Consider the following 14,876-nt stretch of genomic DNA (forward strand, 5'->3'; position numbering starts at 1 on the left):
GACGCCATGATGATGAATTATGATAGATAAACCGACGTCGACAGATGAAAAAACAACCTTGATGTCAAAAGTAATGGCGATTGTTACTTTTGTGGTCGATAAAATAAAAGCCTTGCCTCCTATTGATCACTTGATCCGTGCTGCGGATCGCTTTAATGATCGTTTGGGGAGTCAGTTTGGTGCAGCAATCACTTATTTCTCTTTTTTATCCCTTATCCCTATTTTAATGGTGTTGTTTGCAGCAGCGGGTTTTATATTGGCCTCTAATGCCTCATTACTAAATAGCATTATTGATAAAATAGTTGCAGGTGTTACTGATCCAAGCTTAGCAACGACATTAAAAAACACTGTTAATATTGCTATTAGTCAGCGTACAACTGTCGGTTTAAGTGGTTTAGCCATTGCTTTGTATTCTGGTATTAGTTGGATGGGGAATTTACGTGAAGCCATTCGAGCACAAACCCGTGATGTATGGGAACGCAAACCTGAAGATAAAGATCATTTTTTACTGCAATATGTGAAAGATTTTGTCGCACTGACAGGGTTAGTGGGCGCATTAATTTTTACTGTTGTACTAACGTCAGTGGCAGGCTCTGCACAAGCAACAATTGTTAATGCGCTAGGTTTAGAAAATATTACTTGGTTACGCCCTGCTCTTACCGCAACAGCTTTAACAATATCGATCTGTGCTAACTATCTTATGTTTTTATGGATCTTTTGGATGTTACCTAAGCGTCGTTTTAATCGTAGGGCACTGATGAAAGGAACATTACTTGCCGCGATAGGCTTTGAAGCAATTAAGTTTGCTATGACATTCATGTTACCTAAACTGGCAAGCTCACCATCAGGTGCCGCGTTTGGTTCAATTATAGGCTTAATGGCATTTTTCTATTTCTTTGCGCGTTTGACATTATTTTGTGCCGCTTGGATTGCGACAGCGAATGAACATCGTATTACGCCGATCACTGATGAAGAATAACGGCTTTATTCTGTGATGAATACAAGAAAGGATGACGCTATATCATCCTTTTTTATTACATTGTGCAATATTGAGTTGTTTTAGGAAATGACTGATTTGGCTAACTTGAAGACCAATTCTTGGTTCAATGAACTTACGGCGGATCATGGCATAGCTGACTGTTGCAGTAGCGATGGCAATAAAGGCATTGATATTGAGTATAAGTAAAACAAGGCTAACAATACCAATATATGCGATGCTATAGCCGAACACTTGGTTTTCATTATGTTGTAGATGGATGCCACAGCTCTCACAGGTAAAAGAGAGGGTATCTTGGTTGAGTGTTGGTACTGAGGTTTTATGCTGACAGCAAGGACAAGTTTTTTTCATTTTATTACCTTTAATAGACTGACAACGCCAGATATGCGAACTACATCCCTGTCTATATCAGTAGTGTCATATTACTGAAGGTAGAAGTACCGTTTGACTGCGTAATGTAATAACTTTGTCATGGTATAGTTAACTGATTAATATATTAATAATGATTATGTATTTATATTTCATGCTAGATATGAAGCTAAATACAAGGAGTGTATGTGGATTCAATAACTCAAGCTGCACTAGGGGCATCTGTTGCAGCAGGACGCCACTGTAAGCCTAAAACATTATTGATTGGTGCTGCGTTAGGGACGTTACCTGATTTAGATGTTTTTATTGATTATGGTGATCCTATTTCAGATACGGTGAAGCATCGTGGCTTTAGCCATTCACTTTTTGTGTTGTTACCGTTCTCTTTATTACTCACTACATTATGGCATCACTATCGACCTACGGTATTATCATTTGGTCGATTATGGCTCTTAGTTGCCGCATGTTTGATCACTCATCCATTACTTGATTCATTTACTACCTATGGCACGCAACTGTTTTGGCCTTTAGATAACAGCGTTGCGGTATCGAGTCTCTTTATTATCGATCCACTCTATACATTGCCTTTGCTTATCATGCTGATTGCAAGCTTGATGTGGCGAGAGAAAATGGCAAAACTCTGTAGTATTGGACTAATCGTTTCAACGATTTACTTAGCATGGTCAGTTGTTGCTTATAAGGTTATTGAGCACCGTATTGAACAAGAGTTAAAGCACACACCGTTAGCCAATCAGCCCATGTTTATCAGCCCAACCCCGTTTAATACGGTACTTTGGCGGTTTATTATTCTTGATGATGATAAATATTATGAGGGCTTTTCATCTTTGCTCGATCCAAAAGATGATGATGGTTACCCTATACAATGGGTGCAACGAGAGCGAGGCACGTTACCGTTAAAACAGCCCTCAGAGCATGTTGCAATGCTAACTAAGTTTGCTAGTGATTTTGTTCAGTATCAAACGATTGATGATCAATTAGTGGTGACAGATCTGCGGTTAGGATTAATCGAATATTTGCCATTTCGTTTTATCGTTGCCAAGCAGTCACCGCAGCAAGGTTGGCAATTAATAGCACCGATAAAAATGGAGGAGCGAAAAGTGCAACCCAAACACCTTTCTGCATTATGGTTACGGCTATTAGGCAGCCAAGATGTGAATGCCGATCTATGCCAGATCAATGAATGCCCCAGTAACATTGTTATAAAAACGTAACTATAACGTTTCTTTCACTGTTTTCTTATGTGTTGATGTAGTAATGCTAATCGGCTTTTTTCGCTGTGCGAGTTACAGAGCGTATTCTACGTAGCAATCCATAGCGTGTGACTATCGTAGGTCTATTAGTCTCTTACGTGATGACATTCATGCTAGGTATTGGTTACGCAGTGTACTCATTATGCCAATCATTGGTGATGTTGCCTTGAAAGATGGCATTCGTCCTGAGCGACCAATGGCTGCATCTTTTGTCGCATCGCAATTAGCGATCACGGCGAGTCCTATTTCTGCCGCTGTGGTGTATTACCTTGCTCAATTTTCGGGCATTAATGAATCAATCAGCCTGTTATCTATTTTGATGGTAACTGTACCTGCGACCTTGGTCGGTACGTTATTACTGTCACTGCATAGCTTGCGTCGAGGTAAAGAAATCGCTGATGATCCTGAGTATCAACGTCGTTTAAACGATCCTGTTTGGCGCGATCAAATTCTTCATACGACTTCAACATCATTAAATGAAGAGTTACCTAAAACTGCAATGCATGCGGTGATACTGTTTATTTTAGCGTTAATCATGATTGTCATTGTCGCGATGGTGTCGGAAATTCGTACTATTGGTGTTGTATCAGCTTACTGTATTGGTTATGCCATTGCACAAGTGCTTATTTAATAAGAGGTTATGATATTTTAAAGGTATCCGATGGGTCCCTTTTTTTATTAAAGATTGCCTTAAAATATTACCGCTGAATTATAGATTCCCATAAGGTATTATTAATTTGTAAGTCGAATAATTAATATTAAGCTGATAATTAAGTGTTTCAAATTGTACGATCTAATTCTTATGTATTGTATTTAACTTTTTGTATTTAAATGTTTTTATAGTTTATTAGTTATTTTTCGATTTTTTGTTTGAATTTATTGTTCTTGATTGCTTTTTTATTATCAGCATAATGCGCGCCGTTTAACTTGGATTTACGAATTTATTCATATCGGAGATGAAAATGGCTGCTGATAATAATTACAGTTTAGGGCCTGTACCCCTTACTGCTCGAAAGGGTGTCGCTTCACTGACAATGGTCATGTTAGGTCTCACTTTTTTCTCCGCCAGTATGTGGACAGGTGGTTCACTTGGTACTGGACTTTCATTTGACGACTTCTTCCTTGCTGTTCTCATCGGCAATCTTATCCTCGGTATTTACACTTCTTTTCTTGGCTATATCGGTGCTTCCACCGGACTCTCTACTCATCTTCTTGCTCGTTTTTCTTTTGGTACTAAAGGCTCATGGCTACCGTCTGCATTGCTTGGCGGTACACAAGTTGGCTGGTTCGGTGTGGGGGTTGCAATGTTTGCGATCCCTGTTCATAAAGCCACTGGCATTGATACCAATGTATTAATTGTCGTATCCGGTATATTGATGACGGTTACTGTGTACTTTGGTATGTCGGCATTAATGATCCTATCAGCCATTGCTGTACCTGCAATTGCAGTGTTAGGTAGTTATTCTGTAGCTGGGGCTGTTGAAAGTATTGGTGGTGTTGATCAATTAAAGATGATGAAGCCTGTCGATCCTATCGATTTTCCGGTTGCACTGGCGATGGTTGTTGGCTCGTTTGTGAGTGCGGGAACGTTAACCGCAGATTTTGTTCGCTTTGGTAAGAAGCCTAAATCAGCAGTACTCGTGACCATGGTTGCTTTCTTCTTAGGTAATTCTCTGATGTTTATCTTTGGCGCAGCAGGTGCTGCAGTAACAGGGCATTCTGATATTTCTGAAGTGATGATTGCACAAGGGTTGTTGATCCCTGCCATTATCGTATTAGGTCTTAATATTTGGACGACTAATGATAATGCGCTTTATGCTTCAGGCTTAGGCTTTGCAAATATCACTGGATTGCCGAGTAAGTATTTGTCAGTCGTGAATGGTTTGATCGGCACACTTTGTGCGCTATGGCTTTATAACAATTTTGTGGGTTGGCTAACATTCCTATCCTTAGCGATTCCACCGATTGGCGGCGTGATCATTGCGGATTTCTTTATCAATCGTAAGCGCTACCAAGATTTTACTAAAGCAGAATTTAAAACGGTTAATTGGGCTGGCATGTTAGCGATTACTGTCGGTGTTGCGGCAGGGCATTTCTTGCCAGGTATCGTACCTGTGAATGCGGTGTTAGGTGGTGCGATAAGCTACGTGCTATTAAACACAGTAATGAATAAAAAGACACATGCAGTAAAGCAAGTGGCGTAAGGGAAAATGATGACAAGTTTATTGATTAATAATGCGACGTTGCAAAATGAAGCAGGCTTAAAGCAAATTCTGATTGAGAATGGTGTTTTTACACAAATTGTAGATAACCATACCATCACAGATCACCAAGGTGAGACGCTAGATGCTGCTGGTGGCTTAGTGGTAACGCCATTTTGTGAGCCACATATTCATTTAGATACCACGCAGACAGCAGGCGAGCCGAGCTGGAATATTTCAGGTACCTTATTCGAGGGCATTGAGCGTTGGGCTGAGCGTAAGCAGTTACTTTCGATTGAAGATGTAAAAACACGCGCTAAGCAGACCTTGAAGTGGCAAATCGCTAACGGTGTTCAGCATGTACGTACTCATGTGGATGTTTCCGATCCGACGTTGATTGCATTAAAAGCGATGCTTGAAGTACGTGAAGAAATGAAGCCTTGGGTGGATATTCAGATTGTCGCTTTCCCACAAGAAGGGATTTTGTCTTACCCCAACGGTAAAGAGCTACTTGAACAAGCAGTACAACTTGGCGCTGATGTTATCGGTGCTATTCCACACTTTGAATTTACTCGTGAATACGGTGTGGAATCGCTGCATTACGTGTTTGAATTAGCACGTAAATACGATCGATTGATCGATGTGCATTGTGATGAAATTGATGATGAACAGTCACGTTTTGTTGAAACAGTAGCCGCACTGGCACATAAATATAATATGGGCGAGAAAGTCACAGCAAGCCATACCACTGCAATGGGATCTTATAATGGTGCTTACGCATCACGCTTGTTCCGCTTATTACGTATGTCAGGGATTAACTTTGTTGCTAACCCATTAGTGAATATTCACCTACAAGGGCGTTTTGATGATTATCCTAAACGTCGTGGTGTAACACGTGTTAAAGAGATGCTAGGGGCTGATATCAACGTATGCTTTGGTCATGATGATGTGTTTGATCCTTGGTATCCGCTAGGTACAGCCAACATGCTACAAGTGCTTCACATGGGTCTGCATGTATGCCAAGTGATGGGTTATGATCAAATCAATCAATCGTTAGATTTGATCAGCAAAAACTCAGCACGCACCTTAAACATTCAAGATAATTACGGCATTGAAGTGGGTAAGCCGGGCAGTTTATTGGTTTTACCTGCAGAGAATGGTTTTGATGCGGTGCGTCGCCAAGTGCCAGTTCAATACTCAGTGCGTCACGGTAAAGTGATCGCCCAAACTCAACCTGCAGAAACGCAAATTCATTTAGATGAAACAGAACGTGTTACCTTTAAACGCTAATTAGTTTAAAAGATAGCAATAGAGAAAAGGCACGATAGAGTGCCTTTTTGATATTTAAATCATAATATTAGCTATCTGCTTGTTTTTTGCTTGGATCCTCTGGCGTGTCATAAGGCCAGTAATGATGACCGATACGAATAAGTACTGTTGCTGCAGCTAAAACAAATGCAGCTAACGATAGCCAAATAATAACCGTGCCATCTAACTCTTTCATTCCCAGGGTGATGTAGCGAGCAATCGCCATTATTGCAATATAGATAGGATAACGAACTGGAATTTTACCATTAACAACAAACTGTTGAACCATGGCCAATATTTCTAAATAGATGAACATTAAAAGAATGTCCGTTAGTAGAATATTTCTCTCTACGATGACATGTATAAATTCATTAAACATGGCAACGACGGTAGAAAGTGTTATCCCCACCAAAAGAATGGCTTCTAAGGTATGAAATATTTTAAGAAAAGGTTTGCTAAACGCTTTTGGTAAATGGGACGGCATAATTGCTCCAAAAATAGCATTACTGGCTGATAAGCATGTGGCTATTATATGAAGCTATAGACTCTGTGATAGTAATAAATGTAAAAAATTAATTGGTTGTTGGTTATTTAGCCATTAAAAGTAAGGTTTATTACTTTTAATGGCTTATTCGCATTTACCAATCAATCCCTTTTCGCGCTTTTATTCCGCTTTCAAAGGCATGCTTAACATTACGCACTTCTGAGACAGTATCGGCAATTTCGAGTAATTGTCGGTGTGCAGCTCGTCCTGTAATGATCACCGATTGTGTTGTAGGACGCTTTTCTATAGCCTCAATTACGTCATCTAACGCAATATAATCATAGGTAATCATATAAGTCAGCTCATCGAGTAATACAACATCATAGCTATCATCAGCTAGCATTGCTTTACATTGTTGCCATGTTTCTTTTGCAGCGGCGGTATCGGCTTCTTTATTTTGGGTTTCCCATGTAAATCCAGTCGCCATGACTGCAAAGTTGACACCGTGTTGCGCTAGTAAATTACGCTCACCACAATCCCATGTGCCTTTTATAAATTGTCCGACACCACAGCGCTGACCATGACCGACGGCTCGCGCAATCATGCCAAACCCTGAAGTAGATTTTCCTTTACCATTGCCAGTGATTACCAGAACCAGTCCTTTTTCGTGTTGGGCGGCATCAATACGAGCATCGACTTGCTCTTTTAATTTTTGCTGACGCGCCTTATGGCGATCATCCTTGTTGGTTGTATCTATCATCTGAAATCCTTAAAAATGATAATGGTTCGCAAAGGTTAATAATGTCAGGTATCCGGCTATCTCTGCAAGTTGTTGTGTCGCCCCTAAACAATCACCGGTATACCCACCGAGTTGATGGTTGAACCAATAGCCACAACTTTGGCGAATCAAGATGGTTGTTATAAGACAACTTAATGCAAGAGATAGCGGTAATATTGAAAGTACTAGTATTGCTGTTGTTAGTAAGATCCCAATATCGAGTAAAGATTGCTGATTGGCTAAAGGTTTAACCTTACTATCCTGATCTGCGCGAACATAAGGGTAAGAGAAGATAATACTTGCTGCAGCGACTCGGCTTATACAATGAATAACAATGAAGGCATAAACAGGGAAGTAGAGGTTTATATCAGCCAATGAGACCAGTGCAATCCATTTTAAACCTAATGCCATGACTAGTGCAGAAGCGCCATATGTACCTAGGCGAGAATCTTTCATTATGTTGAGCTTTGATTCAACCGTCCAACCACCACCAAAGCCGTCAAATACATCAGCCAGTCCATCTTCATGGAAAGCTCCCGTGATTAACAGACCTGAAATCATTGCAATACCAATCGCAATTGTAGGGGGAAAAAGCAGAATAAATAATAGGTATATTAAGCTACATATTGCTCCCACAATAAGACCAATAACACCAAAGTAGCGATTGGCATGATTTAATCGCTCAGTACTAAATGGAGTACTGGTTGGTATAGGAATACGAGTGAAAAAGGCTAATGCGACTAAAAAGAGTTGCCATTGATATCGATAGCCACTTTCCGTGAGTGATGCTTTGCTCTGTGTTTGATGATCGGTGCTCACACAGTAACTCCTGCATCATCAAAACTCGCCATATCATTGTAAAAGGCACACGCAGCGTTAATTAAAGGCAATGCTAATACAGCACCAGTCCCTTCACCTAAACGTAAGCCTAAGTTAAGTAATGGCGAGGCATTAAGATGTTGAAGCATACGATGATGTCCGGCTTCCTCTGAATGATGACAGAAAACAAGGTAATCGATAACATTAGGGTTAATTGCAACAGCCAGCAAGGCTGCTGCTGTTACAATGAAGCCATCAACCAATACAATCATTCGGTTTTCAGCCGCTTGTAGTATACCGCCTGTGATTTGTGCAACTTCAAACCCACCAACAGCGGATAACACTTTTAACGGATCGCCTGTCGCACTATAGTGATGTTTGCAGGCAAGACGAATAAGCGCTAATTTTTTTTGATATTGGCTGTCATCAATACCTGTACCATGCCCTGTGCATGCATCAGCAGGAAGATTAAGCAGCAATGCCATAATTGCGGCAGCACTACTGGTATTGCCTATCCCCATTTCCCCAAACGCAACAAGGTTGGTACCTGATTGATGCAGCGAATCAACAACGCTCGCTCCTGCGGATATTCCTTGTTGCACGGTATCAAGCGACATTGCATTCTGAGTGGTAAAATCTTGAGTGCCTTTGCCTAATGGCTGTCTGATTAAATCTGGATGGTCATTAACATCGCCTAAAATCCCGGCGTCAACAATTTTAAGCGCCATATTATTGCTATGACAAAAACAGTTCGCTGCCGCACCGCCGGCTAAAAAATTATGGACCATTTGGGTGGTGACTTCTGCGGAAGCAATACTTATTCCATGTTGTGAAATGCCATGATCTGCCGCGAAAATAAGTAGATGAGGATTATCGATGGTCAGTCTATCGCTTTGTTGTATTAATGCGAGTTGTTCAGCAAGTGGTTCTAATTGGCCTAACGCACCAATGGGCTTCGTTTTATTATCAATGCGTTTTTTAATGTGGACAGATTGAGTTTTATCTACAGGATAAATGGTAAACACAGTGCGAATCCTTTGCCGAATGTTTGAAATATTAATCACTTAATACAGTGATTGTTTCAGAAAACCTGACATAAGGGGAGCCGGAATGAGAAAAACAAACGTAAAATATGATCTACAGGTAGAAAAAAGCCCACCTTGTCAGTGGGCTTGTTAATATCTCTTAGCCGAGTACGTCAGAAGCAACTTTATAGGTTGGATCTTCAAGAACATTCACTTCAACCAACGTTCCTGCTTTTTTCAGCAGCTTACTGCACTCAGGGCTTAAGTGACGCAAATGAATGGTTTTATTACGATTAGCATAACGTTCTGCAATCGTATCTATCGCTTCGATAGCGGAATGATCGGCAACACGTGATTTAGCAAAATCAATGATCACTTCTTTTGGATCATTTTGAGCATCAAATAACTCAAGAAAATGTGATACTGAACCAAAGAAAAGTGGACCATTTACTTGGTAAACTTTTGCACCATTATCATCAATGTGGCTTGCGGCATAAATTTCTTTAGCGTGATTCCAAGCAAATACGAGTGCAGAGTAAATAACACCGACAAGTACAGCAACCGCGAGATCTGCAATTACCGTCACGCAAGTTACTAAGATAATGGTAAAGAAATCGTGCTTTGGCACTTTACGCATCATTTTGAAACTTGCCCATTCAAACGTCCCGATCACAACCATAAACATTACGCCAACAAGCGCAGCAAGTGGGATCATTTCAATAAATGATGAACCGAATAAGATGAACAGTAGAAGGCCAATGGCTGCTGTAATACCGGATAAACGACCACGACCACCTGAGTTAATATTGATCATTGATTGACCAATCATGGCACAACCACCCATCGCACCGAATACTGAACAAGTAACGTTTGCAACACCTTGACCAACACACTCACGGTTACCATGACCACGTGTATTTGTCATTTCATCAATCACAGTTAGCGTTAGTAATGATTCGATTAAACCAACCGCAGCAAGGATTAATGAGTAAGGCAAAATAATTTTTAGGGTTTCTAGGTTAAAGCCAACATCCGGTAAAGCGAATGTTGGTAAAGAGCCTGCCAGTGTTGCATTTGCGTCACCACTCATGGTACGAACAAAATCGACGACAGTGCGAGAGTCTAAACCTAAGACATGAACTAATGCTGTAACAGTTAAAATGGCAACAAGTGAAGAGGGAACTGCTTTAGTTAGTTTTGGTAAAAAATGAATGATAAACATGGTTAACGCAACCAAGCCTAACATGATGTAAAGCTGTGTGCCGTGCATCCATTCTAAGCCACCATTAAGAGCCGGAACTTTGAACTGACCTAACTGAGCTAAGAAAATTACAATCGCAAGACCGTTAACAAAACCGATCATGACAGGGTGAGGCACCATTCGAATAAATTTACCAAGACGGAACACCCCCGCTAGGATCTGAAGTAAACCTGCAAGCATGACGGCAGCAAAAAGATATTGAATACCGTGCTGGGCAACAAGGCTAACCATCACAACGGCCATTGCACCTGTAGCACCAGAAATCATACCTGGGCGACCACCGAAAACGGCAGTAATTAAACCGACAATGAAGGCTGCGTATAAGCCAACCATCGGGTCAACGCCAGCAACGAATGCGAAAGCAACGGCTTCAGGAACCAGTGCAAGTGCAACGGTTAAACCTGAAAGTACGTCGTTCTTGACGGATTGATGAGTTTTTTGGGGAAAATCTAACATGTTAGTTGAGGATTCTTCTATTATTTGCTGTATTTAAAGCGCATTTTGGTTAACAGAATGCTACAGAAAGTTGTAATTAGCTTCAACTTTTGTTGGCTAATAACGGCATTTACTCCGCTTACAAGTGAAAAATTAGAGCTATATGTAATTATTAAACATAAAGTGCGCTGGTTTTGACTCATAATTAGATAATAAAAAAAGCCATGCAAGAGCATGGCTTTTTCATTGCTAAACTTAACTTTTAGTCAAAAGAGGGTTTAGTCATTGGTGCTGTAGCACTGTTTGTTGCTGTTTGGCTACCCGCTGCGCGTGTATTGGTACGCTCGCGTAATGGTGCCGCTTGAACAATAGAGCCTGAAACATGCTCTTCAGGTGCTGGCGCTTTTGTCATTGCAGAAGCAGCATGGAAACCACGAGGTGAGGTTGCCATTACCGCCGTTGCTACAGCAGGTAAATCAACAACTGGAGTTACAGGTGATTTCATTTCAACTGTCTCTTCTGTTTTGATCACCGGAGCTGCGACTTCTTCGACAATAATAGGTTGCTCGATCACTTGTTCTTCAGCAGGCTCAGACTTTATTTCTACTGTTGTTTCTTCTGCTGTAAAGCGTGGGAAGACTTTACCCATCGCCATTTCAGGAATAGCAACACCAGAAAGTGTCGTTGTTTCAACTGCAACTACTTCAGATTTAGCTTCTACTACTGGTGCATTAATGATGATGTCATTTGTTTCAACTTCATCAATCACATCTGCAGCATCGACTTTCTCTTCTGTGATGTTTTTCTCAACAGGTGCTTCAACGGCTGGTTTGATACGAGACCAAACTTTGCCCATTGCCATTTCAGGAATTGCAACCCCTGAAGTAGGACGCATTGTTTTTGGTTTCTCAACGATAGAAACAACATTGACCATCTCGCTAATACTATCAGCAGCATCAATAGCTGCCTGCTCAATAGCATTTGCTTCTTCATTGGTAACAAAGTCAGATTTCTCTACGCGTGTATCACGCATACGGCGACGGCGTTGACCACTTGCACGTAAGTGACGTGGTGAGCGGCGATTACGGCGTTGAGTGCCTTCTTGCTCTTCATTATCAGCTTGCTCGTCAGTCACACCCTGAGTTTGTTCAGGTTTGTCTTGTGCTTCTTTAGCAATGCTAGTTCCCAATGCCATTAATGGTGATGGTGTTTGCTCTACAGCAATTTCAACAGCTTCAACTTTTTCGACAGCATCAACGGTTGCATTTTGTTGTTCAACTGATTTTTCAACATTATCTGTGATACGTACTTTTTTACGAAGTTGACGACGCTGGCGGCGTTGTTTCACTTTTACCGCTTTTTCTTCGCTATCACGTTGTGCATCAACAGGCTGTTCAGTTGTTGCTTTTGCTGTTTGCTCGTCTTGTTGTTGACGTTGCTGTTTTTGCGCTTGAATTTCTTCTTTACGAGACTGACGCTTCTGCTCTTTCACTTCATCGTTATTACGGTTTTGGCGAGGAGCTTTGGCAGCCTTATCGTTTTGCTGTTGACGGTTTTTGTCATTACGGTCATTGCGGCGACGATTTTGGCGTTGCTCGTTATTACGTTCTTGACGCTCGTCATTGTTCTCAACATCGTTGTTATCACGACTGTTGTCACGGTTATTACGACGGTTGTTATCACGACTGTTGTCACGGTTATTACGACGGTTGTCAGAACGATCGTTGCGACGATTATTGTTGCGACGATTATTTTGATTGTTGTTTTGTTCTGTTTTTGCTTCAACAGGTTTCTCTTGTTGCTGTTCAGGGCTACCAGAGAAGAATGACGCTAATACAGAGAAGAAGCGGCTCAACAGACCAGGTTTATTGGCTGATGCAGTGGCAGGCTTAGCCGTTACTTTTGGTGTCGGCTTAGTGGCAGGCGTTGCAACAGGTGCTGGTTGTTTTGGTGCAGTGAACCCTTGAAGTATTGGCTCTTCACGCTTTTTGATGACGCGCTCAGGTTGTGGTGCTTCAATGGCTTCTGCTTCTTTTAACGCTTCTAACGTTTTAGGAATATGGTAAGAAAGGGTGTCTTGCTCTTCACCTTCACGAATACGCAGAACTTCAAAGTGCGGCGTTTCCATATCAGAGTTAGGAACGATAACAACACGTACACCATGATATTTTTCAATGTGTTGAACTGATCGACGCTTCTCGTTTAAAAGGTACGAGGCAACAGGTACAGGTACAATAGCAAGTACTTGTGAGCTGTTATCTTTAAGCGCTTCTTCTTCAATCAGTCGTAAGATTGATAGTGATAGTGATTCATTGTCACGTACAACACCAGTACCTGAACAACGAGGACAAACATGGTGGCTTGCTTCTGCAAGAGAAGGGCTTAAACGTTGACGAGACATTTCAAGTAGACCAAAACGTGAGATTCGACCGATTTGAACTCGTGCGCGATCCATACGAACAGCTTCACGTAAACGGTTTTCAACTTCACGTTGGTGGCGAACAGGTGTCATATCAATAAAATCGATAACAACCAGACCACCTAAGTCACGTAGACGTAATTGACGCGCAATTTCATCAGCAGCTTCTAAGTTTGTCTGTAATGCTGTTTCTTCAATATCGCCGCCCTTCGTTGCGCGAGCAGAGTTGATATCGATAGACGTTAATGCTTCTGTTGGATCAATAACAACAGAGCCACCTGAAGGTAAACGAACTTCGCGCTGGAACGCAGAGTCAATTTGGCTTTCAATTTGGTAGTGGCTAAATAGTGGAACTTCCCCCTCGTAACGCTTCACGCGAGACAAGAAATCAGGACGAATTAATTTAATATGATCACGTGCGCGGTCAAAAATTTTCGGGCTATCGATAAGAATTTCACCGATGTCACGACGTAAATAATCGCGGATTGCACGAACAATCACATTACTTTCTTGGTGAATAAGAAACGGAGCTGATTGTGAATCGGCTGCTTCTTTTACTGCATTCCAGTGGTTTAGTAGAACGTTTAAATCCCACTCAAGCTCTTCACCTGATTTACCCACACCAGCTGTACGTACAATCAGACCCATACCTTGGGGTAAGTCTAATGTGCTTAATGCAGCTTTAAGTTGGGTACGCTCTTCACCTTCGATACGGCGAGAAATACCGCCAGCACGAGGGTTGTTAGGCATTAAAACAAGATAACTGCCAGCTAGAGAGATAAAAGTAGTAAGGGCTGCGCCTTTGTTTCCGCGTTCTTCTTTATCAACTTGAACGATAACTTCTTGGCCTTCTTTTAGGACTTCCTTGATATTAGGACGACCTTGGTAAGAATAATTGGCAGGGAAGTAATCTTTCGCAACTTCTTTAAGAGGAAGGAAACCATGACGCTCAGCACCATAATCAACGAACGCTGCTTCCAGACTTGGTTCGATGCGTGTGATGCGGCCTTTGTAGATATTTGCTTTTTTAGATTCGTGACCAGGGCTTTCGATATCAAGATCAAATAGCTTTTGGCCATCAACTAATGCGACGCGCAACTCTTCCTTCTGAGTTGCGTTAATCAACATTCTTTTCATTATATTGTACTCATTTATTGTCGTTGTATTAGTACGCTAGTTACATCTGTTTTTTGATGGCGCCGGACTCCAAGTCTGATGTACGGTTGCAACCTCACGGTTGGAATGCAGGAGTGCTTTCTGGCCACACTTATCAGCCAACTGTATGTGAGATGGTTAGATCTAAAAAATACAGCTGGTATCACCACATTGAAGTGGTTGTATCTGTCACATCAAAAAAAAATGTAATTTGACGCACTAAAAAAAACTCCGATAACCCTAACGTCTTACGCCATTTGCTGCGTTGATTATCTGAGTTGTATAAAAAATAGCCATAAAGATGATTATATGCTCATCTTGTCAATGAAGTAGACAAAAAAACCTACCTCAGCA

11 protein-coding genes and 1 pseudogene are annotated in these 14,876 nt (G+C 41.3%); 5 read left to right on the forward strand and 7 right to left on the reverse strand.

Annotated features, from left to right (window positions below; all coding sequences use genetic code 11):
• Positions 1-19: 19 nt before the first annotated feature.
• Positions 20-979 carry an inner membrane protein YhjD gene (gene yhjD, locus C9J41_RS03785; RefSeq protein WP_107206185.1) on the forward strand — a complete coding sequence of 320 codons (960 nt, stop codon included), beginning with the start codon at positions 20-22 and terminating at the stop codon, positions 977-979.
• A 42-nt stretch (positions 980-1,021) separates the two neighbouring features.
• On the opposite strand, the gene C9J41_RS03790 is transcribed toward yhjD, so the two are convergent.
• A complete protein-coding gene (locus tag C9J41_RS03790; RefSeq protein ID WP_107206186.1) occupies positions 1,022-1,348 on the reverse strand; it encodes a hypothetical protein in 327 nt (108 codons plus the stop codon).
• 206 nt (positions 1,349-1,554) lie between these two features.
• Here C9J41_RS03790 and C9J41_RS03795 point away from each other — a divergent pair, with 206 nt between their 5' ends.
• The 4 genes and pseudogenes from C9J41_RS03795 to C9J41_RS03810 all read left to right on the forward strand — a co-directional run bounded on the left by C9J41_RS03795 (position 1,555) and on the right by C9J41_RS03810 (position 6,128).
• Positions 1,555-2,598, forward strand: a complete 1,044-nt coding sequence (locus C9J41_RS03795; protein ID WP_107294239.1) for a metal-dependent hydrolase — start codon at positions 1,555-1,557, stop codon at positions 2,596-2,598.
• A gap of 71 nt (positions 2,599-2,669) precedes the next feature.
• Positions 2,670-3,214: pseudogene (locus tag C9J41_RS03800) on the forward strand (anaerobic C4-dicarboxylate transporter family protein); the annotation flags it as partial.
• 385 nt (positions 3,215-3,599) lie between these two features.
• Complete coding sequence (codB, locus tag C9J41_RS03805; RefSeq protein WP_107206188.1) at positions 3,600-4,841, forward strand: cytosine permease; 1,242 nt, start codon at positions 3,600-3,602, stop codon at positions 4,839-4,841.
• 9 nt (positions 4,842-4,850) lie between these two features.
• Positions 4,851-6,128 carry a cytosine deaminase gene (locus tag C9J41_RS03810; RefSeq protein ID WP_107206189.1) on the forward strand — a complete coding sequence of 426 codons (1,278 nt, stop codon included), beginning with the start codon at positions 4,851-4,853 and terminating at the stop codon, positions 6,126-6,128.
• A gap of 67 nt (positions 6,129-6,195) precedes the next feature.
• Here C9J41_RS03810 and C9J41_RS03815 read toward each other — a convergent pair whose 3' ends face one another.
• The 6 genes from C9J41_RS03815 to rne all read right to left on the reverse strand — a co-directional run bounded on the left by C9J41_RS03815 (position 6,196) and on the right by rne (position 14,504).
• Positions 6,196-6,630 (reverse strand): phosphate-starvation-inducible protein PsiE, encoded by a 435-nt coding sequence (locus C9J41_RS03815; protein WP_107206190.1) that lies wholly within the window; start codon positions 6,628-6,630, stop codon positions 6,196-6,198.
• A 154-nt stretch (positions 6,631-6,784) separates the two neighbouring features.
• Entirely contained in the window at positions 6,785-7,390 is a 606-nt protein-coding gene (cobO, locus tag C9J41_RS03820; RefSeq protein ID WP_107290505.1) for a cob(I)yrinic acid a,c-diamide adenosyltransferase, read from the reverse strand.
• A gap of 9 nt (positions 7,391-7,399) precedes the next feature.
• A complete protein-coding gene (locus C9J41_RS03825; RefSeq protein WP_107245916.1) occupies positions 7,400-8,227 on the reverse strand; it encodes an adenosylcobinamide-GDP ribazoletransferase in 828 nt (275 codons plus the stop codon).
• Positions 8,224-9,252, reverse strand: coding sequence for a nicotinate-nucleotide--dimethylbenzimidazole phosphoribosyltransferase (gene cobT / locus C9J41_RS03830; RefSeq protein WP_107245917.1), 1,029 nt, complete (start codon positions 9,250-9,252; stop codon positions 8,224-8,226). Before cobT ends, C9J41_RS03825 begins: the two co-directional genes overlap by 4 nt.
• Positions 9,253-9,412: 160 nt before the next feature.
• Entirely contained in the window at positions 9,413-10,969 is a 1,557-nt protein-coding gene (locus C9J41_RS03835; protein WP_107206194.1) for a SulP family inorganic anion transporter, read from the reverse strand.
• Between the two features lie 241 nt (positions 10,970-11,210).
• Positions 11,211-14,504 (reverse strand): ribonuclease E, encoded by a 3,294-nt coding sequence (gene rne, locus C9J41_RS03840; protein WP_107294240.1) that lies wholly within the window; start codon positions 14,502-14,504, stop codon positions 11,211-11,213.
• Positions 14,505-14,876: the final 372 nt, after the last annotated feature.

Source organism: Photobacterium sp. GB-50 (assembly GCF_003026755.1).
Classification (GTDB): Bacteria; Pseudomonadota; Gammaproteobacteria; order Enterobacterales; family Vibrionaceae; genus Photobacterium.

Excerpts from the sequence above, each read along its gene's own strand:
- yhjD (WP_107206185.1), top strand. The coding sequence starts at position 20 with ATGATAGATAAACCGACGTCGACAGATGAAAAAACAACCTTGATGTCA.
- C9J41_RS03810 (WP_107206189.1), top strand. The coding sequence starts at position 4,851 with ATGACAAGTTTATTGATTAATAATGCGACGTTGCAAAATGAAGCAGGC.
- rne (WP_107294240.1), bottom strand. The coding sequence starts at position 14,504 with ATGAAAAGAATGTTGATTAACGCAACTCAGAAGGAAGAGTTGCGCGTC.
- cobO (WP_107290505.1), bottom strand. The coding sequence starts at position 7,390 with ATGATAGATACAACCAACAAGGATGATCGCCATAAGGCGCGTCAGCAA.
- codB (WP_107206188.1), top strand. The coding sequence starts at position 3,600 with ATGGCTGCTGATAATAATTACAGTTTAGGGCCTGTACCCCTTACTGCT.
- C9J41_RS03815 (WP_107206190.1), bottom strand. The coding sequence starts at position 6,630 with ATGCCGTCCCATTTACCAAAAGCGTTTAGCAAACCTTTTCTTAAAATA.
- C9J41_RS03835 (WP_107206194.1), bottom strand. The coding sequence starts at position 10,969 with ATGTTAGATTTTCCCCAAAAAACTCATCAATCCGTCAAGAACGACGTA.
- C9J41_RS03790 (WP_107206186.1), bottom strand. The coding sequence starts at position 1,348 with ATGAAAAAAACTTGTCCTTGCTGTCAGCATAAAACCTCAGTACCAACA.